Annotated in this window: 23 protein-coding genes; 9 read left to right on the forward strand and 14 right to left on the reverse strand. The window is 29.3% G+C overall.

Going from position 1 to position 26,717, the window contains the following annotated elements; all coding sequences use genetic code 11:
- Positions 1-81: 81 nt before the first annotated feature.
- Positions 82-1,452, reverse strand: coding sequence for a CitMHS family transporter (locus Q4528_RS05350; protein WP_303520785.1), 1,371 nt, complete (start codon positions 1,450-1,452; stop codon positions 82-84).
- A gap of 219 nt (positions 1,453-1,671) precedes the next feature.
- On the opposite strand from Q4528_RS05350, the gene Q4528_RS05355 reads away from it, so the two are divergent.
- The 6 genes from Q4528_RS05355 to lip all read left to right on the forward strand — a co-directional run bounded on the left by Q4528_RS05355 (position 1,672) and on the right by lip (position 8,845).
- Positions 1,672-2,700: a family 20 glycosylhydrolase gene (locus Q4528_RS05355; protein ID WP_046467278.1), complete on the forward strand. Its 1,029-nt coding sequence runs from the start codon at positions 1,672-1,674 to the stop codon at positions 2,698-2,700.
- 288 nt (positions 2,701-2,988) lie between these two features.
- A complete protein-coding gene (icaA, locus tag Q4528_RS05360) occupies positions 2,989-4,212 on the forward strand; it encodes a poly-beta-1,6 N-acetyl-D-glucosamine synthase IcaA (protein ID WP_017637812.1) in 1,224 nt (407 codons plus the stop codon).
- The gene (gene icaD / locus Q4528_RS05365; protein WP_046467279.1) at positions 4,182-4,508 is read left to right on the forward strand and encodes an intracellular adhesion protein IcaD; all 327 of its coding nucleotides are present in this window, start codon (positions 4,182-4,184) and stop codon (positions 4,506-4,508) included. Before icaA ends, icaD begins: the two co-directional genes overlap by 31 nt.
- Complete coding sequence (gene icaB, locus Q4528_RS05370; protein WP_046467280.1) at positions 4,492-5,370, forward strand: intercellular adhesin biosynthesis polysaccharide N-deacetylase; 879 nt, start codon at positions 4,492-4,494, stop codon at positions 5,368-5,370. Before icaD ends, icaB begins: the two co-directional genes overlap by 17 nt.
- Positions 5,354-6,421 carry a polysaccharide intercellular adhesin biosynthesis/export protein IcaC gene (icaC, locus tag Q4528_RS05375; RefSeq protein WP_046467281.1) on the forward strand — a complete coding sequence of 356 codons (1,068 nt, stop codon included), beginning with the start codon at positions 5,354-5,356 and terminating at the stop codon, positions 6,419-6,421. The genes icaB and icaC overlap by 17 nt, the downstream gene beginning before the upstream one ends.
- A 249-nt stretch (positions 6,422-6,670) precedes the next feature.
- Positions 6,671-8,845: a YSIRK-targeted triacylglycerol lipase gene (gene lip, locus Q4528_RS05380; RefSeq protein WP_046467282.1), complete on the forward strand. Its 2,175-nt coding sequence runs from the start codon at positions 6,671-6,673 to the stop codon at positions 8,843-8,845.
- A 303-nt stretch (positions 8,846-9,148) separates the two neighbouring features.
- Here lip and Q4528_RS05385 read toward each other — a convergent pair whose 3' ends face one another.
- The 3 genes from Q4528_RS05385 to Q4528_RS05395 all read right to left on the reverse strand — a co-directional run bounded on the left by Q4528_RS05385 (position 9,149) and on the right by Q4528_RS05395 (position 12,301).
- The gene (locus Q4528_RS05385) at positions 9,149-9,466 is read right to left on the reverse strand and encodes a hypothetical protein (RefSeq protein ID WP_046467283.1); all 318 of its coding nucleotides are present in this window, start codon (positions 9,464-9,466) and stop codon (positions 9,149-9,151) included.
- A gap of 214 nt (positions 9,467-9,680) precedes the next feature.
- A complete protein-coding gene (locus Q4528_RS05390) occupies positions 9,681-10,736 on the reverse strand; it encodes a PTS sugar transporter subunit IIC (protein WP_029056677.1) in 1,056 nt (351 codons plus the stop codon).
- A 713-nt stretch (positions 10,737-11,449) separates the two neighbouring features.
- A complete protein-coding gene (locus tag Q4528_RS05395) occupies positions 11,450-12,301 on the reverse strand; it encodes an arginase family protein (protein WP_177244140.1) in 852 nt (283 codons plus the stop codon).
- A gap of 315 nt (positions 12,302-12,616) precedes the next feature.
- Here Q4528_RS05395 and Q4528_RS05400 point away from each other — a divergent pair, with 315 nt between their 5' ends.
- Complete coding sequence (locus tag Q4528_RS05400) at positions 12,617-13,090, forward strand: peptide-methionine (S)-S-oxide reductase (protein WP_017637820.1); 474 nt, start codon at positions 12,617-12,619, stop codon at positions 13,088-13,090.
- 450 nt (positions 13,091-13,540) lie between these two features.
- Here the strand turns inward: Q4528_RS05400 and Q4528_RS05405 are convergent, their stop codons facing one another.
- The 3 genes from Q4528_RS05405 to Q4528_RS05415 are packed head-to-tail and all read right to left on the reverse strand — an operon-like array spanning position 13,541 to position 16,060.
- The gene (locus tag Q4528_RS05405; RefSeq protein ID WP_046467284.1) at positions 13,541-13,951 is read right to left on the reverse strand and encodes a phosphate-starvation-inducible protein PsiE; all 411 of its coding nucleotides are present in this window, start codon (positions 13,949-13,951) and stop codon (positions 13,541-13,543) included.
- 47 nt (positions 13,952-13,998) lie between these two features.
- The gene (locus Q4528_RS05410) at positions 13,999-14,337 is read right to left on the reverse strand and encodes a nucleotide pyrophosphohydrolase (RefSeq protein WP_046467285.1); all 339 of its coding nucleotides are present in this window, start codon (positions 14,335-14,337) and stop codon (positions 13,999-14,001) included.
- On the reverse strand, positions 14,330-16,060 hold the full coding sequence (locus tag Q4528_RS05415) for a DUF2075 domain-containing protein (protein ID WP_303520792.1): 1,731 nt from the start codon (positions 16,058-16,060) through the stop codon (positions 14,330-14,332). Before Q4528_RS05415 ends, Q4528_RS05410 begins: the two co-directional genes overlap by 8 nt.
- A gap of 400 nt (positions 16,061-16,460) precedes the next feature.
- On the opposite strand from Q4528_RS05415, the gene Q4528_RS05420 reads away from it, so the two are divergent.
- Positions 16,461-18,152, forward strand: coding sequence for a DUF262 domain-containing protein (locus tag Q4528_RS05420; protein WP_046467287.1), 1,692 nt, complete (start codon positions 16,461-16,463; stop codon positions 18,150-18,152).
- A gap of 700 nt (positions 18,153-18,852) precedes the next feature.
- Here Q4528_RS05420 and Q4528_RS05425 read toward each other — a convergent pair.
- From Q4528_RS05425 to Q4528_RS05455, 7 genes are all read right to left on the reverse strand, one after another.
- Entirely contained in the window at positions 18,853-20,541 is a 1,689-nt protein-coding gene (locus Q4528_RS05425) for an ATP-binding protein (RefSeq protein ID WP_046467288.1), read from the reverse strand.
- On the reverse strand, positions 20,534-21,949 hold the full coding sequence (locus tag Q4528_RS05430; protein ID WP_232515337.1) for an SIR2 family protein: 1,416 nt from the start codon (positions 21,947-21,949) through the stop codon (positions 20,534-20,536). The genes Q4528_RS05425 and Q4528_RS05430 overlap by 8 nt, the downstream gene beginning before the upstream one ends.
- Before the next feature lie 385 nt (positions 21,950-22,334).
- A complete protein-coding gene (locus Q4528_RS05435; protein ID WP_046467290.1) occupies positions 22,335-22,742 on the reverse strand; it encodes an aldehyde dehydrogenase family protein in 408 nt (135 codons plus the stop codon).
- A 151-nt stretch (positions 22,743-22,893) separates the two neighbouring features.
- Complete coding sequence (locus tag Q4528_RS05440) at positions 22,894-23,280, reverse strand: UCP028583 family protein (protein WP_303520796.1); 387 nt, start codon at positions 23,278-23,280, stop codon at positions 22,894-22,896.
- A 105-nt stretch (positions 23,281-23,385) separates the two neighbouring features.
- Positions 23,386-23,520 (reverse strand): hypothetical protein, encoded by a 135-nt coding sequence (locus tag Q4528_RS05445; RefSeq protein WP_256219690.1) that lies wholly within the window; start codon positions 23,518-23,520, stop codon positions 23,386-23,388.
- A gap of 261 nt (positions 23,521-23,781) precedes the next feature.
- Positions 23,782-24,357: a TetR/AcrR family transcriptional regulator gene (locus Q4528_RS05450; protein ID WP_017638061.1), complete on the reverse strand. Its 576-nt coding sequence runs from the start codon at positions 24,355-24,357 to the stop codon at positions 23,782-23,784.
- Between the two features lie 25 nt (positions 24,358-24,382).
- Entirely contained in the window at positions 24,383-25,168 is a 786-nt protein-coding gene (locus Q4528_RS05455) for an arylamine N-acetyltransferase (protein ID WP_029056664.1), read from the reverse strand.
- A 141-nt stretch (positions 25,169-25,309) separates the two neighbouring features.
- Here Q4528_RS05455 and Q4528_RS05460 point away from each other — a divergent pair, with 141 nt between their 5' ends.
- Positions 25,310-26,707, forward strand: a complete 1,398-nt coding sequence (locus tag Q4528_RS05460; RefSeq protein ID WP_046467291.1) for an MDR family MFS transporter — start codon at positions 25,310-25,312, stop codon at positions 26,705-26,707.
- The last annotated feature ends 10 nt before the right edge of the window (positions 26,708-26,717 follow it).

The raw sequence follows: 26,717 nt of genomic DNA on the forward strand, positions 1-26,717 counted from the left end.
ATTTAATCGCTCTGTTACGGGTATTTATTTTGTCTTTATATTAAATAATGATATTTAGACTACCTCAAGACTGCCCAAACATTAAAATGCCACTGTACCTACCAACATTGCAATTAATAATAATACGATTGCGAAGCCCCATACCCAGAAGAACGCATATTTGATATATGTTCCCATATTAGCTTCAGCTAATCCAAGTGCAAGCCATAATGCTGGTGCAAATGGGCTCACAAATGTACCAATAATATTACCGATGACCATTGAGTATGCAGTAGATACTTGAGATACGCCAAATTCTGCTGCAGTTTGTTTCACAATTGGTAATAACGCAAAGTAATAAGCGTCTGTACTTGTTAATAAATCAAGTGGCACACCTAATAATCCTACAATAATGTGGATATAAGGGCCTACAGGTTGTGGAATGATCTTAATTAAATCTGTTGCGATTGATTTCAACATTCCTGTATGGTCTAACACACCTAAAAACATACCGGCACCGACGATAACTACTGCCATCATTAATGCGTTAGGTGCATGTGCTTTGACGCGGTCCATTTGTTCATCGACACTCTTATAGTTAATGATTAATGCTAATGCGACACCTATCATAAATGCAAATTCTGGTGGTGCTATATTTGAAAGCATAATGACCATAACTAAAATCGTTAACAGTGTATTAATCCAAATGATAGACCCATGCTCTTTTGCGCGACCTCTAACTGGGAATTTTATCTCTTGATCGTGTTCATAATGTCTCACCAATTTATGTATATCTATGTCTTGTGTTTGTTCAAGCTCTCCATTAGCGATACCTTTTTGAATGCGTCGTTTCTCTCTAAATCCTAAATAAACAGCTAGTATCATGACTAATACAAAGCCAATAATTTGTATAGGTATCAAACCGTACCATAATTCATTAACACTTTTAGCCTTTAACACTGTTGCTACACGAGCCATTGGTCCGCCCCACGGCACCATATTCATCACTGCTGCACTAAGTGTTAATAATAAGATGAGTAAGTAACGACTCATGTTCAATGCTTTATAAAGTGGTAATAACGCTGGAATACATAGTAAAAATGTAACCGCTCCTGCGCCATCTAATTGCGCAATCGTACCAAGTAGCGCTGTCATAATACATACAATAATCACATTACCTCGTGTCATTAATAACAATCTTTTAACAACTGGCTTAAATAAACCACTATCTGTCATTATGCCAAAGAAAATAATCGCGAAAATAAACATAATGACGACATTCATGACTTGTGCCAAACCTTTGTCAAAGAACGTCACTAAATCATGAACGTTATAGCCTAATATAAGTGCCCCAAGACATGGAATTAGTGTCATCCCCACGAATGGACTAATCTTCTTGGCAATTAACAAACCAACAATCGAAATAATAATGAGTAGACCCATTATCGTTAACCACATATGATCCCCTTGCATGACTAACATCCCCTTTTAAATTATTAAATTTTAAAACCCCTAAATATTTAAGTAGAAAAAATTTTCCGAAAATTTATTTATTACAAATATTTTAACATAAATGATTAATCGAGGAATATATGGGTATTTAAATATATTATTATTTTTAACTTAACTACGCTATTTCATTTTAAATAGTATCTTGTACAATAAAAACTTTCTAATTAAAAGGGATTAATCATGTTAAAGAAATTTATTTTATGTCTCATAATCTTTTTAGCGATATTCACTATATTTTTCCAAAAGAAACTAGATAAATCAGAAATAGAAAAAGGCATTACGTTAGATATTGCACGTAAACACTATACAGAACATAGTATTAAGCAAATTATCAAACATCTAAGTAAACATCATGGCACATATTTACAGTTACATTTTTCTGATAATGAAAACTACAGTATCTATTCAAAAATGTTAAAGCAGACATCCAACAAAACGAATTCATACTTTTTAACTAAAAAAGAACTCAAATCTATTATTAAATATGCGAACAAAAGGAATGTGCAGATTATTCCAGAAATAGATTTACCTTCTCACTCAAAATCCATCCTTACTTTATTAAGAAAACATCATCCTGATACATATCAAAAAGTCGTATCGCAAGATGATTCAAGTACGATTGATTTTATAGATAATAAAGATTCATTGAAATTCTCTAAAGATTTAATTTCAGAAATTAGCGGTTTATTTAAACAGCCGAAGTATAAAGATGAACAGAAAATGGTCATTGGTGGCGATGAAGTTCCCGGTAGTGGTGCGAACCAACAACAATTCGTAAAATACATCAATCAAATTTCTAACTATGCGAATTCCAATAACTATGAAACAAAAATATGGAACGATTCCATAACTAAAGAAGGTCTGAAACAGTTAGATCAATCCATTATCGTTATGTATTGGCAACAGAAAAATCAAAATAGCTTAACACCAAAAGACTTTTTCGATTACAACCATCAAGTTGAAAACTTTAATAGTCAGTCCTTATATCTATTTCCTAGAGATGAAAAATCAACTTCAACATCTAAAAATATTGATTTAATATCTGACACAAAAATAACGTCATTTAATACGTACCATAATCATCAAAAGAACTATTACGATACAAACCTAAATGGTGTGACGATGAGTTTTTGGGGAGAGTTTGCTTCTTCTCTAAGTCAAAATGATCTCATCAAGTACATTATTAAATACATTAAAATATTTTTCTAATATTAAGCTATTGTTAACACAACATTTTTTGTCCATTGATTTATTGCTAAGTTTTTCCTTTTTGACAGTAAACTAAAACTGTCTAAAGCGTTTTTTCACCCATAAACTCTTTTTACCGACTAAAACTTCTTAAGCATAAAATTTTTAACTCTATTATTAATAATAGAGTTATTTTTGTTTAATAATAATTATACCACTTATAACTTTTTTATATATTAAAAAAGTGTTGCAACTCCTAGAAAACTGCATTATCATCAGTTCATGTTAAAAATTCCTAGGGGGAGAAACATGAACTTATTAAATTTCTTAATACTTTATCCGTTATTTATGTCTGTATTTTGGATAGTAGGAACGATTATTTATATGTTCTTTTCTGAGCTATGGCTTACTCAAAAACCGACTAAAGCCATAGGAGAAGAAGGTATATCATTTTTAGTTCCTTGCTTTAACGAAGAAGAAACAATTAAAGATACAATTGAAAATCTATTGTCATTAGAATTTCCAAACAAACAAATCATTGTCATCAATGATGGAAGTTCAGATAATTCTGCACAGATTATTTATAAGCTTCAAGAAACAATGGATTTCACATTTGTCGATCTTAAAGTCAATCAAGGGAAAGCCAATGCTCTAAACAAAGGTGTTGATTATGCCGAGTATGATTACGTTATGGGCATAGACGCAGACACGCTTATCGATAATTGCGCACCTTACTTTATGATTCAACACTTCCAAGACAATCCTAAATTAGCAGCAGTTACTGGTAATCCAAGAATAAGAAATAAAAAATCTATACTTGGTAAAATCCAAACTATTGAATATGCAAGTATGGTAGGAAGTATCAAACGTGCACAATCTTTAACAGGAAAAATTAATACAATCTCTGGTGTATTTACACTATTTAGAAAATCTGCAGTTATACAGGTTGGAAAATGGGATATCGATATGATTACTGAAGATATTGCCATCTCATGGAAATTCCATCTAGCAGGATTTCAAATTAAATATGAACCTAGAGCACTTTGTAGAATGCTTGTACCCGAAACTGTGGGAGGCCTATGGAAACAACGATTAAGATGGGCACAAGGCGGACAAGAAGTTTTAATTCGTGACTTTAAAGCCGGGTTAAAATCAATGAATCCAGCCATTTATTTACTCGTATTCGAACAAATCTTTTCGCTTATATGGGTTTACTGCGTTGTCTCTATTTTAATCATTCAAATTATAAATGCTAACTTCTTAGACTACTACTTCTTAAATTATAAATTTTCACTCATCATTTTATCGGCCTTATTACTAACATTTATCAATACAGTTCAATTCACAGTTTCACTTATTGCAGATAGTAAATACGAAAAAATTAATATTTTCACTATTTTCTATTTAAGCTGGTATTCAGCTATATATTGGTTGCTTAACGCTTCCGTCGCTATTATTGCCTTTCCAAAAGCACTTACTAGAAAGAAAGGAGAGTTTGCCACATGGACAAGCCCAGACAGAGGAAAAAGCTAAGTACATATTTTTGTTTACATTGTATAAGAGAAGTCATTACTTTTGCATTAAGTATTATATTTTGGGTCTATTTCGCTATAGCCTGCATTCTAATTATTGGCTCACTTTTCAATTTAAGTCATGAATTAGTTTTAATTATAAGAACGTTACTGAACATTGAACAAGACACTATGTTCGAAACTTTCAATTTATTATTAAAATTCATCATTTTTGATGCTATTGTATTCTCATTATTCTTATTAATTAGAAAAAGAATATATAAAAAAGAAGGTATTAATCATGGGAAAGTGTTCTAAACTTATTGCCACCCTATTATTCACGTCATTATTTTTCTTGATGATTTTTTATGACAATACTTCATTCGCTAAAGAAAAGAAAAACCCGTTAAATAGTAAACATCATGAAAACAGCGCTTTAGCATTAAATTACCATCGTGTCCGTGATGGTAATTGGTTTGAAGATACATTATTCACCATTTCAAGTAGTAAAGAAATTAATGATTATAGTGTGACTAAAAAAGAATTTAATAAACAAATTAAGTGGTTGAAAGATCATGATGCACACTTTTTAACAGAAAAGGAATTACAACATTATAAGAGTAAAGGTAAGTTCCCTGCGCGTAGTGTATGGATCAACTTCGATGATATCGACATGTCCGTTTATGACAGTGCTTATCCGATATTAAAGAAATATAATGTACCAGCAACAGGATTTGTGATTACCGGCCATGTCGGAGAAGACGATTTCCACAATCTTAACCTTATTAATCTAAGTAAATTAAAAGAAATGCAGAAATCAAAGATTTGGACATTTAGTTCACATACACATAACCTTCACTCATTAACTAAAGACAACAAGTCAATTATTACTAAAAAAAGTGGAAAACAAATTAAAAATGATATAAGTAAAAGTAACCATTATATTAATAAACACTTTGATAAAACTAATAATTCTTTAGCCTTTCCATATGGAGAACCAAGTAAGAAAAATATAAAAATATTGAAATCTGAAAATATTAAATATGCTTATACATTAGCAGACCGCTCAGTCTATCCAGATGATGATAATTATGCTATTCCACGTGTTTTAGTAAACGAGGATTCCTTTAATAAATTAATTAAAAAATGGGATGGTTTTAAAGATGGCAAGTCAAAATAAAAAGAAAAAAGAACTCATCTACCTCAGAGCATTTCTCTGTGTTATTATTATCGTCACACATATACTAACGCAATATATGCGCGGTATAGATGGTGATGATACAGCGCAACTTAAAGTTATTTATTATGCTCAAAATATATTTATCTTTGGCACACCGTGTTTCATCGTGTTGTCTCAATTACTGACAACGTTAAATTATTCTTCATTAAAATTGAATTATTTAACATCACGTTTTAAATACATCATTATGCCCTATTTATTAGTAGGTTGTTTCTATTGTTATAGTGAATCCAGAAAATTAGGAGATCCTTTCTGGCATCAATTCTACCAAAATGTCGTATTAGGATATTGGTATGGTTATTTTATTATCGTTATAGTTCAGTACTTCATATTAAGCTATATCATCTATAAAATATCACCTAAAATATTCAATAGTAAAATTCTATTAATAGGATCATTCATTGTTCAATTTGTATTTTTGCGTTTACTACATACAAATCATGCATTCGAAACACAATTACATCACATATATCCATTAAGTGATAATACATTTATTTTAGGATGGATCTTTTTCTTCTTCCTAGGTGGTTATATCGGCTATAACTACAATAGAATTATGAAATTTGTTTATGAATTTCCGTTTATTATACTAACTTTATCTGTAGTGTCTTATTTAATTTTTGTGTTTGCATTTGGTAAACATGATTATTGGAATGTAACAAGTTACACCGAAACATTAATGCTATATCATACATTTATGTTTTTACTATTACTTAGTCTATTTATTCATTTCAATACGTTTATGTATGGCGTCACGAATTTAGTTAATTCATTTTCATTTTTCATATATCTATTACATCCTATTATATTAGAATATCTATATGAATATACGTCTATTTTCATCAATACAAGTATTATCTTTATAGTAATATCATTAGTGTGTACTTTAGGTATGTGTGTGGGTGTTGGTATTATTCTCCGAGAGTTTGCTCTATGTCGTTTCGTAATCGGAAAACAACCGTATAAACTAGATATAAATTTAAAAAACTAATACTATACATGTATTTATTATCATTTGTGGTCTGTAAACTATTTACAGATTACAAATGGTTTTTTATTTAGTAAGCTTGTAGCTAGGTTGGAATTGATGTGTTCAATAACTTTAAGAAATTGTAAATAGAAATTTATATTAGCTTCATAATTCTTATTTATGATGAAGGCATCTCGTGATTGAATTTGATTAACTTTAAATTTGATCACGTTACAGTTTAAAAATTTAGTTAATAGAGGTGCTAAAATCATGACAAATAGAACGCATGCTTATAGTATTCGCAAACTAAGTATTGGGGCATCTTCAATTATGGTCGCAACGATGCTTTTAATAGGTGGCGGTAGTGTTGCACATGCCGATGAAAATAAAACCGAACATAATCACGCACAAACGGCTGCTACAACTCAATCAGTTCAGCATTCAGCTCAAACTGAACAGACACAAAATGAGAACTCAAATAATCAAAATAACAAAGCTTCATCTATAGCGAATGAAAATGCGCAAACAACTGAAATTAAAGATGGAAATTTAAATTCACAACAAGAAAGTAATAATAGTGATGTTTCACGTGAAAATACAAATACTAAAACACCTAATGATAATGAAGAAAAGACTGTAAAAGAATCAGGTGAGCAGCAGCAAAAATCAACACAACAAAATCAAGAATTGACTACTCAAGAAGACTCCCTTCAACCTAAAGATAATCAACAACCTAATGATTCATATGTAGATGAAAACCAATCTAACAAATCAAACTCAGAAAAACAACAACCTCACGAGCAATCTAAAACAGATCAACAATCTAACACTCAAGTGGAGAAATCGAATCTAACACCATCATTAGAAAAAGACCAAACTTCTAACGAGCATCAACTATCACCAACTCAAGCTAATGACAGCAAAAATAAACAAGAGATCCCTAAGACATCCCTGCAAGAAGACTCTAATAAAGATGTGTCGTCAGAGACTGAGTCACAACAATCATTATCGAAACAACATATCACAGCTAAAGATTCTTCTGCAGCAGGAGAAAAAACTAATGAAGTGAATAATCAGTCACAAACTAAAGACACTCAATCTCAAAATGACATCAAATTGAGTCAGTTAGATAATAGTAATCAAACACACAGCAGCCCAACAAATGATAAAGATGATGAATCAAAAGACGGTATCAATACACTTACAAAAAACGCCGTAGCAATACATAACAATAAATCTAAGGATAAAGCTGTACAACCAGCAAAAGACCAAACAAATAAAGTTGCTCCTCAAATTCAATATAAAAATCATGACCCTATTATTCTTGTACATGGCTTTAATGGTTACACCGCCGATAATGGTCCCGGCCTTGATAACAGCAATTATTGGGGTGGCGATCGTCTTAAAATCACTCAAGAAGCGCGTGCTAAAGGTTATAACGTCAGTGAAGCTAGTGTTAGTGCATTAGGCAGCAATTATGATAGAGCAGTTGAACTATACTATTACATTAAAGGTGGCACTGTAGATTACGGCGCAGCACATGCTGCAAAATACGGTCACGAACGTTATGGTAAAACTTATGCAGGTGCTTATAAAGATTGGAAACCTGGACAGAAGATTCACTTAGTTGGTCATAGTATGGGCGGACAAACCGTTAGACTATTAGAAGATATGCTTCGTAATGGGGATCCTGAAGAGGTTGAATACCAGAAGCAACATGGTGGCGATATTTCCCCGTTATATAAAGGTGGACAAGATAATATGGTTTCCTCAATTACAACGCTTGCAACACCTCATAACGGTACACATGCGTCAGATAAATTAGGCAATGAAGCTATCATTAGACAGGTACTATATGACTATGCTAAAACTCAAGGTGGTAAACATTCCCGCTCTGACCTTGGTTTAAGACAATGGGGATTAAAACAACAGCCTAACGAATCTTATACTGAATACGTGAAACGCGTTAAAAACAGCAAACTTTGGACAACTCAAGACAATGGCTTATATGATTTAACCACTCAAGGCGCACAAGAACTTAATAATAAGACATCTTTAAACCCTAATATTGTATACAAAACATATTCAGGTGAATCTACCGAACCAGATAAAAATGGTATTTATAAACGCGATCGTCATATGAACATTAAGTATCTAACAACAGCAAATGTTATTGGTAAACTAGACGATAAAGTTTGGCGAGAGAATGATGGACTGGTATCAACCATTTCTGCCAAACATCCATTCAACCAAAAATATGTGGATGCTTCAGATCAACCTCAAAAAGGCGTATGGCAAGTGACACCTGTTAAACATAATTGGGATCACGGTGACTTTGTCGGTACACAAAAAAATGAAAAAGATATCTCAGTAGAAGAACTTCAAGGATTTTGGGATAACATTTTAGCGGATACCGTCAAAAGCGAGAAAGTTACAGATAAGTAGGATATGTAAAAACGTCCTTCCACATTTTATCTCGTGGAAGGACGTTTCGCTTTAAATGGATGCAAGACAAAAAAATAGCCCCCGTAATGGAAGTACGGGAGCACCTATTACATAGGCTGTAAGTAAATAGCATATGTCGAGCCATAAACTCATCAAATATGTTTACTAAGTTTTACACCTAGTTGTTGAATCGCTTTCAGTCACTGGGTGTTTTTTTATACTTTTATAATACTATATTGTAGGATTATAGACAATATTTTTAAAAATAATATATCTTAATATAGCTAATATCTATAGCACGTTTCAATTACATTCTTTTATGTCATTATATAATTCTACAAATTTCTTCCCTTCTGCACGTGGCACATAGTCAAAAATCCAATTTTCGCCATCTTTTTCAGTAATAACAATTCTAAATGGATTCAAAGATAAACCAAATTTCACACTTTTAATCTTATCAAAATGAAAGTTGTTTTTAATTTCAGAACCTTTTAAAAACCCATCCGCTTCAAAGTAAATGGCATCTTCTAATAAACAAAGTGTTCCTGGGATACCTTGAGGTTGAATATTTTTCATTAAACCATGAACCGTATAAACTGGATGATCTAAATTAATTTCCATGTTATATCTCCCCTAATGTTTGTCATTAATGTGGTGAGTCTTTACTTTAAACAGATATGAAGATAAACCAATTTGCATTTTTATTATTCTTAATATGAGTATACCTAAAGCATGTGACTCGCTCAAATTTTAATATGATATTTTATGAATTAAAAAAGCTCCCGTATGATCTATACGAGAGCGTCGATTGAATATTAATGACGTTATTATTGGACTATTTTGATCTGAAAACAAACACTTCTGAATCGTATAATTTCAAGACTTTTGTAAATAAATAGTTGAAGAAAATGGCTGCTACCAATGGGACAATAATATATGTAATAGCAACTATTACCAGTCCACTAGCCATACCTCCGTCTAATAATCCTAATGATTTTATAGGTCCTACTAAACCAATTAAACCAAAACCTGCAGAATTTGGTGCACCTTTAATATTAAACAAACCGCCTATAAGTCCTGATACTGCGGCTGAACATACAATTGGTAAGAATATAATCGGATGTCGTATTGTATTAGGCATCATTAATTTAACCGCACCAAGAAGTACTGTAATAGGAACACCTACTTTGTTTACACGCCACGCTCCAACGGCTAACACAATCGCACAAGTACCAGCGCCAATTGCAGCAGAGCCAGCAGCTAATCCAGATATACCAATTGCGACACCTATTCCTATGGACGATATTGGTGATACTATAAGAATTGAAAAGATCATTGCAATCAATATCGTCATAATAATAGGTTGTGTATTCGTTAAACTATTAACAAAATTACCTATGCCAACCGTAATTAATTTAGTATAAGGTAACAGTAACAAACCAATTAAACCAGCGACACCTGCCCCAACAATAGGTAACACAATCATATTAAAATTTTCTACTCGATCTTTAATCAATAATATAATACCTACTGCAATAGCAGCTGTAATCATTGTGTTGATTAAATCACCTATACCAGTAATAACCCATTTATTATCTGTAATCGTAGTTGCTCCTGAACCCACAAAGGCTGCTGCACCCACTACAGCAGTTTGTAATTGTCCTAATCCAAATTGTATCGCAATAATGACGCCTGTAAGTATTGGAGTCGTATATTGAATACCTTGAACCACAATAGCTATCTTAGCGAAAATTTCGTTATACTGACTTAAATATTTACATAATTCTCCTAAAATCGCATTGGGAATCATCCCTACTATAATTGCTATCGCTAATCCATTTAATACATTAAATAAAAATGTTTTGGGTGTAATTATCTGTTTCTCGCCCATATTTCAAATACCTCATGTAACTTTCATAATTTTTCTTAAATTTAAAATATTCTAAATAATATTCTTTAAAAAAACACTCTCGAGGAGAGAACCGGACAAAAGCGCTTAGGATATCGTTAATTCGTTTTCCAGAGCATAAATACTTTATGTCTCAGCCTCTTATACGAAAGTGTTTTCAAGTTATGATTATGATACCATTATTTTCCATAATAGCATAGTTATTTTATAAGTTTTTAAGCAGTTTGGTGATAGCGTTTTCAATTATAGCGAACATGATAGGTACGTTCTATGTCTCTATAATAATAAAGACAAAAAATAGCTCTCGTACTGGAATACGAGAGCACCTACTACCATGTTAGTGACTAAAACAACACCAAGAGTAGCGTTGGAAAAATGATAGCTAAATTAAAGACATTAATCAAAATACTTACTAGAAAAGTATCTGCTTTGTATATAAAGTGGAATATGGTTGAAGCGAGCAATAAGAGGAAACTCGCAATAAGAAAATATAAACAAATATCTAACCCAAATTGACTTAATCGATTAAAATTAATAACAATCAATATAACTAGAACTAAATAGTTAATGATATTCAGCAAGTTTAATGTTAGTTTCATGTATTTGCTCCTAAATTAATGATCTTAATTAATACAACTCAACTTTAGCATAAATAAAATCGCTGACATGTTAAAATGCCAACGATTTGAATAACTCTATTTCAATATATCTAAATCTTTAAGCGTATTGCGCAAATTCATTTCATCCCATGGCATATATTCTGCGACAGTGAGTCCAACTATTTCATTATTTTCTGAAATACCATTCAATATTTCATTCAATCTAGCTAAAGACATTTGTCCTGCAGCAGCTGGGAATTCATCAACATTTGGTTCAGCAAAATAAGTAGCACGAAATTCTTTAGGATTCAGCACATCTATATCAAAGTGCACTGCAATTTTCTTAAAGTTATTATCATCTATCCATTGTTGAATTTCTTCATAATTAAAACTATCACTACCTTGAACTTTATATTCAAAATCCAATTGTTTTAGATTGTCTTTTTCAAAGTCTAACAATTCTTGTAATCCTACATATAAAAATTGAGATGTTTTAAATGGTGCATTCATTAATTCAGAAATGTGTTTGTCCCCTTCACCTAAAAGGTTAGCAACAATCATCGCATGTTCATTAGTAAAATCTTTAGGGTATGAGATGTCAGGATGTGTATCAATCCAAACAACGCCTAAATCCTGACCATATTTTTGATGTAAATAGTCGAATGGCGCTTGAGAAACAATACAATTTCCACCTAGCGTAATGATTTTATCAGGTTGTTCACGTTTTATATCTTGTGCTTGAATGATTTGATTTTTAATTTGAGATTGACCATAAACACCATTTTCTAATTGCAATTCCGCTTCATTAGGTTCAGCTACATTCACTTTAAACTCATCTTGATGATTGTCGTTAGGAAGAAGCCAACTCAATAATTGCGCACCAAAATAATAAGCGTCTCTCCCACCCGCTTGCCAGTCAGGTGCAATTAATCTAATTGTTTTATTCATTTGAAATCCTCCATTTTTTAGTAATTACTTTCCCTATTTTTAAGCCTTAATTCAGTATCAGTGTATGGCAATGATGTTTCACGATTCAATGTATTTGTTTATAGATCATTTTCAATCCTAAATAAAAATTTAAAAACTCCCGTAAAGAAATACGAGAGTTTTTAGAAAAGTAGTTTGTGAGTAATTAACTTATGTCGAAGCAAAATCTTTTTCAAGATTTTTTGCTATATTGTACTAATGTATTCATTTGAATTATTGACGATTATTCGTTACAGTTTAATTGAGAATTATTTTCAATTAAAAGGAGCGAATAAGATGGAAACAGTTTATTTAGCTGGTGGTTGTTTATATGGTGTGGAAGCTTATATTAGAACACTTCCTGGTGTTATCGATACGACAAGTGGTAGAGCGAATGGAATTACCGATACTTTAGACGGCGAGTATGATGGTTATGTAGAAGCTGTTAAGACAGAATTCGATCCTGAACAAGTATCAGTGACTGACTTAATGGGATACCTTTTTGAAATTATTGATCCATATAGTCTTCATCAACAAGGACAAGATATTGGTTTGAAATATAGAACAGGCTTATATAGTGAAGATCCAAAACATTTAAAAGAGGCACAAGCGTTTATTGACGCCATCGAAGACCATCATCTTATAGCGACGGAAGTCTTACCACTGACTAATTATGTAAAAAGTGCCGACATGCATCAAAACAGACTAGAACGCTATCCAGATGACTACTGTCACCTACCAAAATCATTGGTATATAAATATAAAAAATAGTGGTTGATTAGATTGAGTGAGTTCAAAAATCGTGGTTGAGAAGCTTTGAAAATCTTAATAAGATATAAAAAATGGTTGGCTATGCATCATTGCAAAACCAACCATTTTGTTTGAGTTTAGTGAGTTCTTCACCATTTTTCAAAAGGAAGGATATTGTGAAACGAAAAACAAGAAAACGTATTTATCTCACACTTATGCTTGTAGATTTAATAACTGTTCTTACTATTAGTGCTTTAACTGATATGCCTTACAGTATGGAAAAATATTTCGGCATATTATTTACAATACTACTTACGCTTTATTGCTTAGTACCTAGTGACAAAAGAAGATAATAATAATCATTGAAATCTAGGAGTTCATCAAATTTCAGTATCTTATAATTTCTAAATAAAAAAGAGGGAGCTGTGCTTTCACACAAACTTCCCTCTAAAGTAAACTCTGTATTTTAATCTAATCGATGGTAAATTTTCTTAAACAATACAATGAAATGGTCAAAATAAATATACTTAAGACTAATAAAATAGTCTCAGTAGCATTACTATGTTCTACAATAATGATCCTCACAATTGCAGTGATACCGATATAAATAAAGTATTGTAATGAAAAATGATAATTGTGTTTAAAATATTGAATAATTAACAAGATAAACTCAATATACATAAATGACACTAATAAATCTTCGATAACTTGACTATATTTCAAATCTTTATCTTGTAAAAATAGATTGTTAAAGAAACCAAAACATTCGTTAAATAAAAAAATAACTAAAGTTATAGCTATGATAGCGATACAAATATTAACTGCTAATAACAATAAATTTGAAAACCGCTCACTTATCTTATCTGGTGTGAATTTTTTCATCTGTTCTCCTTAATGTTGTTAATTCTGTTTATAAATAAATTTAAATTTTATAATTCATTATATTTAGAATTGTTATCTTTACTTTTTTCTAATGGGTACTTTTCAGCATTTTTCACTAGTTTCTTGCGAATAATATCATTAATATCAAAATCTAAGTTATCCGCTAACATATAACTATAAATTAAGACGTCAGCTAATTCTTCGGCTAATCTTTCTTGCTTATTTTCTACTACTTCTTCAGGTGACTTCCACTGGAATAATTCGAGTAATTCAGCAGCCTCTAAGCTAATAGATAATGATAAATCTTTCTCATTATGGAATTGTCTCCAATTACGAGCATCTCTAAATTGGTTGATTTCTTTTAATATTTCTTTAGTTTCATCCATTATTTTCACCCTTTGCGGCTTTTTTAAGTGCTTCCCTAAATTGATCATCTACTGCATAAATATATAATCCGTTAACACCACGAGTTAATAAGACATTTAATTCATTTTTTAAAAGCATATCTGAGAAGTACTGTTTTGACCCATCTTCTAAAGTTCTTTTTCGAGTTGCCTTTTTATTAGCACTACTGCTTTCATCAAAGATGATTTTACCATCTCGATATTTAACAGAAGGTCCTATCACAACCCCGGCATAGTTTAAATCTAATCCTTGAATAGTATATGTAGATCCTATTTCATCAATTGTTTGTTCTCGTTCAACCCATGGTAATTTAGATTGGTTTCTTTTAGTTTTTAATTGATAATTCCATGGCATAGACCAGTTTCCAATTTTAACGCGCCAAAAATCCTCATCTTCAGGAGGCTTGTCCTTATACTTCCAGTCGAATGTAGCAAGCATTCTTGAAATACCACTATCTATGTGTTGTGCTTTATTTCTAATAGCATTTTCCAAATCAACTGGCGTATCAAAAATTTTAATTTCATACCCTTTTTTATCTTTAGGTATAGTGTTAATTGTTTGATTATCTACTAAATTTCTAATCCATTTAACTGTGGAATCATCACTATTAATACGCATTTGATTTTTTAAAGTTACAAGATTATTTTTACTTTTTGTAACATCAAAATATTCGTTTAGTTTGTCTGCTTCCCAAATTTGTTCAGTCGTTAATACTTGTTTCAAGTCAAAAACGATTACTACAACTTTAGCTCTTGCTAATAAATCATCTAGATGATTTTTACCTTGATAACTTTGTTTACCTTGAGTTAAAAGTAAATGTGCCTCGTCTACAATAACAACATCTACCTTTTCATCTGGTGAATGCTTATTAATAAAACTCGTTGGCTTACCAACTATTTTATTGTTTTTGTTAGATATACCTAATTTAGATGCTATTTGTCTATATATAGAAACATGTTCATTTTGATTTACAAGAAGGTGAATATCTAGATTTTCATCTAAATCCAAATGATATTTTCCTAATTCATATAGTAATGTACTCATTAAAACAGTTTTTCCAGATCCCGCTTCTCCTTCAACAATGATCAATTGTCCATCTTCGTCTAAAAGTATAGATTCTTTAATTTTAGTTAAGATTTCTTCTTTCGCATTAATTTGTTCTTGAGTCAATTTATGGAATGGAGACGCTTTGAATATAGCTGAATCCTTGATAATACTTTCGATAGGGAATAGAGATTTATTTTCTTTGTTTAAAGATTTCCAAATCTCAGAGAAAATTTCGTCTAGCATGTCAGACGTATAATATTCATTTTGTTGATTAGTTCTACTATTATGAACCCTAGTAATATTATCAACGCTTAATAAATACTGCATTAATCTATTTTCAATATCGAGTGTTAACGATTTATTAAATATCTCATGACCAATCACATACATTGATGATTGATTTGATTCAGAAAATTCTTCCCAAAAAGTTTTTACCTTTGTATCAGCATTAAGATGCTGTCTCGTTCTATTTCTAATGTCGGCTGTTTCTCCGACATAAACTTCAAAATTGTTTTCACGCTTTTTATCATTAATTATGTATACAGTTGGATACCTTAATAAATATCTACCATCTGCTGAAGAATTCCACTTTTGTACTGAACTATCCAAATTATCCAATGAATATTTAATATTTTCTATTTTTAATAAATTTCCCATCATATCACCTATTGAATTATCATCTATTAATCTCTATTTTATCAATTTTGTGATACTTTTATATAGTTTTTTGATATTTTTACTAGAAATACTCCATTTCATTAAAATTATAAAGTTCTGCTTTCTTTATTTTTATTTGGAGAACATTTGCCATCATTTGATGTAATCTCAAACTTCTATTTTTAAAATATATTAAATTTCTAAGATAATTTACATATCATTTTTAAATAATCTTAGCTTCAACATCCAATAACTAAATTCATTTAAATTCAATGTAATGAATTATTTTTACAATTATTTCGCTAAATAAAATAAAAAATCAACTTTTTTCATTTTTAATATTCGAAAAATATTGTAAAATACATTTAGTTGTATAAAAATTATAAATGAGGTGGAAGCTTTGGAATCCTTACTAAAAGCTGATGATAAAAAACTGAATGAATATCTTTTATTATCTAATGGTAAATTTATTATACCTTATACCCAGCGTCCCTATGAATGGAGTAATTCTCAAGTAGAAAGATTATTTGAAGATATAATAGCTATTTATGAAGGAAAAAAGGAACAACATATACTAAATTTTATTACAATATATTTGGAAGACGACCATCAAAATATATTTGATGGTCAACAAAGAACAGTCACATTATTAATCTTTATTTGTGCAATAATACACAAAATAGAGGATTTAGGAGAAAAGGAATTAGCTAATCAATTAAAAGAAGAGTTTATAAAAAAAGAAGATTGGCGTTCTAATTCAGCTAATAATTCAAAAATTATTTTTGGTAAAAAAGAAACTAATGATTTCTTTGAAAATTACATTATCGAAAATAATTTAAATTACGAATATAATATAACTGATCATGAAAAAGGTTTAAAAAAGAACTATGATTATTTGAGATCTTTAATAAATGATTATTATAAACAAAACAACTTAAATGTAAAAAATTTATTACAACTTGTAGAATCTATGACTGAAAAAATGTATGTTATTATACTCGAAACACCAAATGAAGATATAGCAAATCAAATGTTTGAAACACTAAATAACACAGGGAAAAAATTAGTAGATTTTTATGTATTAAAAAATAAATGTATTAAAATAACTTCAGAAGATATTACTGCCAAATACTGGGATGAAATAGAAGCTAACACTGATTTACTTAATAAAAATCAATTTTTAACTCAATTTGTTTCTCTATACAATGGAAAGACAAGTAGTCAAAAATCTTTTGAAACGCTCGAAAAAAAAGGTTTATTAAGAGATCGAGAAAATATAGAAAATTTACTTTATAACATGAAAAAAGTTTCTAAATATTTTTTAGAACTACATGAACCAAATCGACGTAAAAGAAATGAAGATAATGAAAAAGATCTTAAGTTATTTAATAAATTAGTTGAAGGTCTTAAAATACTTGGTGCGATTCAATATAGACCTATTATACTTGCTATGAATTATAAAAATTATACATTAAGCGAGATAAACAAAGTTTTAAAACTATGTTCAACAATACAAATTAGAAATATATTTTTTGCTAAACAAAAAGCAAACACTCTTGAAAATTTCTATCCTGACTTAGCAAAAAAAATTTTCATTTCAAACAATTCAATATTAGATATCATTATTAAAGAACTCAATAATAAAATTATTAGTAATGAAGAAACTCTAGCAGCAATAAAACATAAAGAAATCAAAAATACTGAGAATAAAATCATTCGTTATATATTAAGAAATATTTATGATCAAGAAAATAATAGAGAAATCACAATTAATAATGATGCTCAATTTGTTAATTTAGAACATATTTTACCTCAAAACCCTAAAGATAACAGTACCTGGGAAAAATTATTTGATACTGATATAAAAGAATATACTTATAAATTAGGAAATCTCACATTAATTTTAGGTAAAAAAAATTCAGATCTAGGTAACAAAGAATTTAATGAAAAGCGTTTACTCTTAAAAGAAAGTAAAATTAGTCACAATGTCGAAATTTCAAATAATACTAGTTGGACTAGATTAGAGATAGATAATAGAACTGAAAAATTAGCTGAAAAGGTTCTTGAACTGTGGCCAATTTTAAACATTTAACTCAAAAATTACAACATCATAGCTTATAGCAAATGTAAAAAGAAATATTATTGATAGAGCCCTCCGTAGAGTTGTACAAATATGACTCCTCTATGGAGTTCTTTTTAATCAATCAAAATTATAATTTCTTTATCATCATATGAAAATAAAAAAGTAGGTAAAATATATTAAAACACCATTTTAATTCGGTTCGATCATATCAAAAAATATTACTTACATTATTGAATTTATATTACAAGAAGATAAAGAGGTATATTTGTCGTCATATATGGATTTATATCATTTGGAAATCTTAAGATATTATATCAATCTGAAAGCTATATATTTTGAACAATGTTATTGAATCTTTAAATATAAATTGTCATTTAGAGCAAGTAAGACATTATTAAAATAAATTATATACTTAATAATCAGAAGTATTTCACAGTATTTTAAGAAAAACTTTCTAAATAATGCTTAAATAGAAAATCTTCTCGGATTATTAAAGCAGTTATTGTATTATGTACAAGCATTTGAATATATCACTAATTAAAATATTCGATTCATAAATATATAAATTTTTATAGAATAAACATCAAAACCAAATTAAAAGGCTTGTTTCCTAAGTAATATAGAAAATAAGCCTTTGAAATAACATACTAAATAAAATAATTATTAATATATAACCAAAAATATCTTTATCATTTTAAATTTTACTATTTTACTTCTCATAAATAATTTTCGGTGTAGATGTAATATTTTTTGAATATGTTTCAGTTATTTTTATCTCTACAGGTATCGGAAATAATTCTCCCACAACAAATGCAGTTCCATTTGGTAAATTTGAAAATCGTTTCAGTTGAAATCGATTTATATAAGGAATCGTATTCATAATATATTCTAAATCTACATTGTTTTTTATTCTATGTATTATAAAATTATTACATTGGGATAACACTGTTGAGGATAGTTCACTTGGTCTTTGACTTGATAACATTAAAAAGCAACCAAATTTTCTACCTTCTCTAGCTATCTTTTTAAAAACTTCTACTTCATTAAACTGACTATTTTCTTTTAATTTTGATATATATCTATGTGCCTCCTCAAAAATAAATATATTAACTGAGCGTTCTTCTATTTTCTTAATTTTATTTTTCTCAAATTCCTTTTTTAAAATATATGTTGTAAAAAACAACAACAAATCATCATCTAATTCCGAAACAGAATAAATATTTGTTTTATCATCTAAAATTGTGTCTTCATATCCAAAAAGTTCATAAAATCTTGATTGAACATTTTTTATACGTGTTTCAAGTGTAGCAGAATAGGCTCTAGCTTGATTATTGCCCTTACTTTCTTCAAGTAAAAAAACGTAGTTTAATCCTTCTAATAATTTTTCAAAACTTGGAATATTATAATTTGCACTTTCTAATATTTCGATAATACTTAAATCATTACTCTTGCTAGATAAATGTTTTTCTAAATCTTCAATAAACTTCTTCTCATCTTCCTCCTTCAAATTGCCATATTGGGAATGGTATTTACTAGTATCAATATCCGTCCCTTCTAATATACTTATAATTTTTGTTCTCTTTCCAACAACATCTGTTTGTTGATTTCTATATAATTGTAATGCTAAATAGCACTTTAACCACAAAATATCTATTTCTTCATTTTCAATCGCATTTGCAATTTTTAATGCCATTTGTAAAATAGGTAATTGGACTAGTTCAGAGGGTTTTATTAAATTAACCCAATCTTGAAGTTCTAAATTTTTAATATTTATCTTAAAATCTTTTAATACGTTAATTTTTGTTACATTATCTATTCCTCGATATTCATCATGGATATCAAAAATGTGAAAATGCAAATTCTCAGTATTTTGTTTATTAATTTTTGAAATTATTTGCCTTACTGTTGTTGATTTTCCTGAACCTGTGTTACCTATTATAGCTGTGTGATTTGTTAAAAGTTTATTTGTATTAAAATAAGCATCGTATTGCTCATCAATCAATCCCAATATAATATCATTATCATTTTTATAATATGAAAACATTAATTCCATCTCTTCTTTACTTGTTAGATATACTTTATCTTGTAAAAAAGGATATTTTTTTAAGTTAAATTCAATTTTACCATTCCTTATCATACCTACTGGTACACATTCGAAATTGCCAACATACTTGAATTTTGATTCCTCTTCACTAGATAAGGGAATTTCTTTATCTTCCACTTTTACAACTTGGTATATAAATTTCTCACTATACTCATTTTTTATCGTTACATAATCTATAACACCTTTAGCAATATATATTTGCCCTAATAAATTATAATTTAATTTTTCAAAATCACTAACTTCAAATATCAGTTTATCGAATGTTACGCTCGTAACTTTTCCAATATTATGCATTCTGTTCAATATCTCCTTCAGATTCATCAATATTTTGGTATATTAGAAATTCATCTACAATATATTGGAAATAATGTACTTTTTGATTATTTTTTATTTCTCCTCCTATAATATGTAGATTGTAATTTTTATTTTCTTCATAAAATTCTTTTAAATTATCTTCTGATTTATCGCCAAATATTATTAAATTAAAATCTTGATTCTTTAAATTTTGCGCTATGATATTATTGATGTGCTCATCTGGAAATCCATAACCAATAATAATAAGTGTAGTATCTTTCTTTTGTAAACAATTAGAAAATTCTCTAAATAACTCTGAATATGGTGCTTGTGATGTCTCCTTGTGTTTTAACATAGTTGGATAAATCACCACTCTTTCATTATTTTCATCATCACTATAATAATCTTTTTGTTCTAATTCTCCCATATTATTAGATTTCCAATTAATTGATCCGTGTATTTTATATAAATTTGCCTCTTTAGATATAGGCTGCCATTTTTCTTTATATTTATTTGTATCATCAACTATCCTATATTTAAATTGATTAATATCAAACTTTTTTTGAATTGTGTTTTGGAATCCTGTACTATAGAAAATATTATTTGCCTCAAGTGCATATTCATTGAACAAGTCATAATTTGTAGTGAATATTGAAACTTTTGATTTAAGTGTGTTCCTTTTGTCAAAAACATGACGATAGAAGTTTTTATAAATTTCAAATGTGCCAGTTGTATATTTTTCACTATTAGTTTTAGGAATAGACTCAATAAAATCTTTTTTTAATATATTGAATGCATCTTCTAAATCGTTATTTCTAGGGTTATAGTACAACCCATTTTGGAGCCAATTTAATAATTCTTCTATATTAGTATAGTTTCGATAATACTTATCTATTACTTCATTAATTAGCTTCTTATCTCCTTCATAATAATTATTTAACCATTCTACATAATCATTTAAAGTTATAAAATTTTGCCCTTCAATTTGCATTATAATTTTATTTCTATTTTTTATTTCATTATCTTTATTTCTTACATACCTATCAAATTCACTAATTTCTTTTGAATCTAAAAATAATTTAACTTGTTTTAAAACTTGTTCCTTTTCTAATATTTTTTCCATTGTCTCTCGCATTAAAGGGACTGCTCCTGTTGAACAACCAGATCCTATAAATATTGATAGATTATTAGAAGATAACTGTTTATTAATAAAAGTAGAAATCTTTTCATGTTGTTCTTTTAATGTCAAACCTTCAAGTTCGTCTTTTTCTTTATTGATATGATAAATTGTCATATTTAAATTCTCCCAACTTAGTTTTTTATCTTCATCTTTACTTACATTTTCATCTATTTTAAAACTCATTATATATTGCATGACATAGTTTATAACTAATATAATATCAAACACTTACCTTTTTTAGTATTTCTTTTTTATTATTTAATACATATCTATTTTATGATAAGAAATTACTATTAAAACTCCTCTCAAAACAAGCTATAGTTATTAAAGTATTTGTATATTACGTATAATCACTCTTGTAAAATAAAAATTAGTGCTCTGAATTATTAGAAGGAAGTTAGTCTACTTTATTATGAAAAAGTCTAATTAATAATGTGCCATTTAATTATTTAGAGTACTAATTTAAACAAGTGGATTGAATTTTTTTCAATATGAAAAATTTAAAGACCTCAAATTTTTTAATCATCATAAACAAAACAAGCCCCGTACCACTTTCATTAAGTGAGTACGGGGCTTGGCTTTAATATAAAACATCCATTTTAAATCGAACTATTTAGAATGGATATGAACGTTTTGTTTGTTGTACTATGACCCATTTTAATTCTGTGAATTCATCGATGATAAATGATGTACCGAAGCGACCAATGCCTGAGTTTTTAATACCGCCGAATGGTGCGTATTCGTCTGTTGCAACAGTTTGGTCGTTAACGTGTACCATACCAAATTCAAGATTAGATGCGATTTGTTCTCCGCGTTCTAAGTCTGAAGTAAAGATAGCTGAGCTTAAACCGTATTCAGCATCATTTGCTTTTGCAATCGCGTCTTCATCAGTATCAGCCTTAATAATTGTTGCGACAGGTCCAAAGATTTCTTCTTGTGCTAATTCACTTTGATTATCAACATCTTTATAGACAGTGGGAGTTAATACATTACCTAATTGTTCATCGCCAAATTTTAACAAGTTTATAATAAAGATTTTGATAAAAATAGTTCAACATAATGTTTTAAGATTGATTTTCTTTTTCTAAACCTGCAAATATGAATATATGAAAAAAATTTTTAAATAGATTGAGGTATCTAATTTTATCCGCATATCTTAAAAACATCTATTTCTATTCAAAATAATTATCTACTTCATATTGTGTAATCACTACAGAACACAAAGGAAATTCAAAGTTCTTAATCTTTTGATTTTTAGCTATCTCATACACTTTATCAATTAATTTTTGTTTAAAAAGTTTATATATAATTGTATTCACAGACTTTACTTTAGAGTTATAAGGTCGTTTATAGTAAAAAGTATCTATATCTTTCTTTATTTTTGCTAAGACACCTTTAATAGTACCATCATAACAAAATACTATTAAATTAATTGCATTTGATAATTCTAATGCTAACTCGTCATATTCTTTTTTTATTTTTATCTTACCTTTATCTACATGTTTACTTTTATCACTTTTATCACTTTTTGAATCTAACAATTTAAAAGGATTAAACAATGGTAATTTTTCTTGTTTTGTTAGTTTTAATAAATCTTCAGCTATACTATAACCACAATTAAATGTATCTACTTCATCATCTGTATTCTTAATCTTATATGAAAATCAATAATAACGATCTGTTAGCTTCCCTCCAACACCATTTTTACATTGCCCATCTAGTATTTTTTGATGTGAAATTGGTGTAATATCATATTTTTCAAGAAAATTCTTTCTGTTTTCATGACCTATTAAGTTCATGTAACTTCACCTTCTTTACTACACTTTTATATACAACACGTAAAATTTTCAACCCACATTAATTATATCCTATCTCTAAATTACATCCAAATTTCAATTATATCTAATTTTAGAACACTTTCAATTACTTCATCTAGTATTCAAAGCTCAATTAATAGAAAGTAAGTATAATTAAAGTAGTAATTTTTTCATTTCATCTAAAAATCACACTTAAATATTGATTTACTCAGTATATGTTAATCCTTCTATTCTGAAATCTACTTATATCTGAAACAAGTCTAATAGTTTTGTTAAGAATTGATCTTTAGATAGTTGTTGATTATGTTTTACAAAGTAATAGAAGTCGGATGAAAAGGAATTAAGCATTAAATTAAGTCTGAAATCTAAGTCGTCTGTGTACATGTCTTCTTCGAATTGTTCACTTAATAAATTTTTAAGTCGCTCAAAAAATGGAATATTAATAATCGAATTAAAGTGCTCGCTGGATTTTTCTATGAAATTTAATGTTGTGAAGTTAGCTTCTTTTAAATCTAAATACTTTGATAAAATTGTATAGATTTTATCTCGCACAGACCATTGTTCATTTTCCGATAAAAGATTTTCTATTTCTATAAACATTTGATCGACCTTTTTATCCATAATAGCCTGACATAACAATGATTTACTTTCAAAATGACGATATAATGTACCAACGCCAACACCTGATAGTTTAGCGAGATCTGACATTTTTTTAGTGCTTATATCTTCTCCCTGTTCAAGTAAGTCTTCCATTGTTGTTAGGATCATCTGTTGGTTATATTCGGCATCGCTTCGTTTTTTTCGCTGATTTCTTTCCATAATAACCCTTCTTTTAAAGTTATTTTTAACTTTCTAATCTATCAATTTTAACATCCAAATTAAATTCTTCTTTTAAAAATTGTCTATAATTCTCAGATGTTACGTCATATTTTTCTTTCTTTTGTTGTTTAGTTAAAGTTAAATTATCTTGTGACATTGTAGCACGTCCGTATGACTTAGGCATTGTGACTAATAAACGTTTCACAAAGGTAGAATTAGGATTCGTTTGGTTATATTCAATATTGTAATCAAAGTCATGAATATGGCGAGGTGTTAATTCCGCTTCATATTGTGTATCCCAGTCATCATCTTTCCATTTTTGTATATAAAATAAGTTATCGTTGACGTAAATCGCACGAAAATCTCCGTTAATATCATGAATAATTGTACTATTTTCTTCTTGAGTAATTGGCATTACACTTAATGGCAAATCACCAAATCCCACATCTGAAACATAATCAACGCCATCAATAGGTACTATTAAAGACATATGAGAACCTTTTAAACTTCTGCCACCACCAGGGGTATGAATCGTTGCAGAAACCATATTTACAGTAAATCCTTTATGTTCTAAATACGCTTTAAAGAAATTATTCATCTCATAACAAAAGCCACCACGTTGATGATTAACTACTTTGTTATAAATATCTTCTACTTCTACAGAAATCTTTACTCCATTTTGAACGTCTATATTTTCAAACGGAACAGTTAACATATATTGTTTTAAATAATAATTGAGTGCATCTAAACTAGGCGTATTATATTTTGTATTATCAATATTTAAATATTGTTCTAAACCTTCAAAATTCATTTAAATTACCTCTTTCATTTCTATATGTTCATTTTATTAGATACATAATATCATACCCTCGAATCATTAAATTGACAAACGGAACGCATTCCGTATAAAATAAGTGATAGTAGGTTCCACTTAAAAGCGGGGTGTCAAAATTTGGGAAATGAATATGGTTTTAATATAGATTTGAAGCAACGGAACCGTGTGATAGCTGTCGTAATGATAGGTGCTTTTGTTGGTGTGCTGAATCAAACATTGATGACGACAATACTTCCAGAAATAATGAAAGATTTTGCGATATCAAGTAGTACAGCACAATGGCTCACAACAATTTTTATGCTTGTCAATGGGATTATGATTCCTATCACAGCTTTTTTAATTGAACGTTTTACATTACGTTCTTTATTTTTTAGTGCAACGTGTTTTTTAATTATTGGTTCATTTATATGTATGTTGGGAATTAATTTTCCGATGTTATTAGTAGGACGTAGTATCCAAGCTTTAGGTGCTGGTATGCTGATGCCACTTACACAGACTTTACTTTTCATCATGTTTCCACCTGAAAAACGTGGAATGGCAATGGGAATGTTTGGTCTTGTGATAGGTTTTGCACCCGCAATTGGACCTACTGCAGCTGGTTGGTTCGTCAATATATTCGATTGGCGTTACCTGTTCCTAGTTGTCTTGTTGATAGGTATTGTTGATTTTATATTCGGATATCTATCATTAGAGAATATAACAGAACTAAGTAAGCCAACTTTAGACAAACTATCAGTTATTATGTCGACGATCGGCTTTGGTGGCTTATTATATGGCTTTAGTACAGCTGGAAACTTAGGTTGGTCACATCCTATGGTTTATATCACTATTATTGTTGCGATAATAGTACTAACCGCATTTATTTTCCGACAATTAAAACTAGAATCACCATTACTGGAATTTAGAGTGTTTAAATATAATGACTTTTCAGTAGCAATGGTCTTAATTGTACTTATGTTCATGTTATTTATAGGGAATCTAACCATTTTACCGATTTATATGCAAACGATGATGAAATGGTCACCATTAGAATCAGGACTTATTTTATTGCCTGGCGGGTTGATTATGGGATTATTATCACCTGTCACTGGTAATTTATATGATAAAATTGGCGGCCGTATATTGAGTATCATTGGGATGTTAACCATTATGATTGGTGCATTGTTCATGGCTCAATTTAGTGAAAATACAACACCTTTATATGTAATTATTTCATTTTCAATTGTCATGTTAGGTAATGCTATGATTATGACGCCTATGACAACTCAAGCTTTGAATGCTTTACCACGTCAATATATTGCTCATGGTACTGCGATGAATAATACGATTAGACAAGTTTCAGCTGCAATAGGTACTGGCATTTTAGTCACATTGATGACTGGACTAGGTAAAACATCATCATTGAGTGGTATTCAAGGCCTTATTCATGGCCTAGATATTACATTTTATGTTGTTGCGTTGATTGCCTTAATAGGTACTATCATTGCATTTTTTGTTAAAAAACAAGGAAATTAATATTATATTG

This window comes from Staphylococcus pasteuri (assembly GCF_030547725.1).
Taxonomy (GTDB): domain Bacteria; phylum Bacillota; class Bacilli; order Staphylococcales; family Staphylococcaceae; genus Staphylococcus; species Staphylococcus pasteuri.

Excerpts from the sequence above, each read along its gene's own strand:
- Q4528_RS05355 (WP_046467278.1), top strand. The coding sequence starts at position 1,672 with ATGTTAAAGAAATTTATTTTATGTCTCATAATCTTTTTAGCGATATTC.
- icaD (WP_046467279.1), top strand. The coding sequence starts at position 4,182 with ATGGACAAGCCCAGACAGAGGAAAAAGCTAAGTACATATTTTTGTTTA.
- Q4528_RS05405 (WP_046467284.1), bottom strand. The coding sequence starts at position 13,951 with ATGAAAAAATTCACACCAGATAAGATAAGTGAGCGGTTTTCAAATTTA.
- Q4528_RS05350 (WP_303520785.1), bottom strand. The coding sequence starts at position 1,452 with ATGCAAGGGGATCATATGTGGTTAACGATAATGGGTCTACTCATTATT.
- Q4528_RS05400 (WP_017637820.1), top strand. The coding sequence starts at position 12,617 with ATGGAAACAGTTTATTTAGCTGGTGGTTGTTTATATGGTGTGGAAGCT.
- Q4528_RS05445 (WP_256219690.1), bottom strand. The coding sequence starts at position 23,520 with ATGAACTTAATAGGTCATGAAAACAGAAAGAATTTTCTTGAAAAATAT.
- Q4528_RS05395 (WP_177244140.1), bottom strand. The coding sequence starts at position 12,301 with ATGAATAAAACAATTAGATTAATTGCACCTGACTGGCAAGCGGGTGGG.
- icaA (WP_017637812.1), top strand. The coding sequence starts at position 2,989 with ATGAACTTATTAAATTTCTTAATACTTTATCCGTTATTTATGTCTGTA.
- icaC (WP_046467281.1), top strand. The coding sequence starts at position 5,354 with ATGGCAAGTCAAAATAAAAAGAAAAAAGAACTCATCTACCTCAGAGCA.
- Q4528_RS05425 (WP_046467288.1), bottom strand. The coding sequence starts at position 20,541 with ATGCATAATATTGGAAAAGTTACGAGCGTAACATTCGATAAACTGATA.
- lip (WP_046467282.1), top strand. The coding sequence starts at position 6,671 with ATGACAAATAGAACGCATGCTTATAGTATTCGCAAACTAAGTATTGGG.
- icaB (WP_046467280.1), top strand. The coding sequence starts at position 4,492 with ATGGGAAAGTGTTCTAAACTTATTGCCACCCTATTATTCACGTCATTA.
- Q4528_RS05385 (WP_046467283.1), bottom strand. The coding sequence starts at position 9,466 with ATGGAAATTAATTTAGATCATCCAGTTTATACGGTTCATGGTTTAATG.
- Q4528_RS05390 (WP_029056677.1), bottom strand. The coding sequence starts at position 10,736 with ATGGGCGAGAAACAGATAATTACACCCAAAACATTTTTATTTAATGTA.
- Q4528_RS05410 (WP_046467285.1), bottom strand. The coding sequence starts at position 14,337 with ATGGATGAAACTAAAGAAATATTAAAAGAAATCAACCAATTTAGAGAT.
- Q4528_RS05450 (WP_017638061.1), bottom strand. The coding sequence starts at position 24,357 with ATGGAAAGAAATCAGCGAAAAAAACGAAGCGATGCCGAATATAACCAA.
- Q4528_RS05415 (WP_303520792.1), bottom strand. The coding sequence starts at position 16,060 with ATGGGAAATTTATTAAAAATAGAAAATATTAAATATTCATTGGATAAT.
- Q4528_RS05455 (WP_029056664.1), bottom strand. The coding sequence starts at position 25,168 with ATGAATTTTGAAGGTTTAGAACAATATTTAAATATTGATAATACAAAA.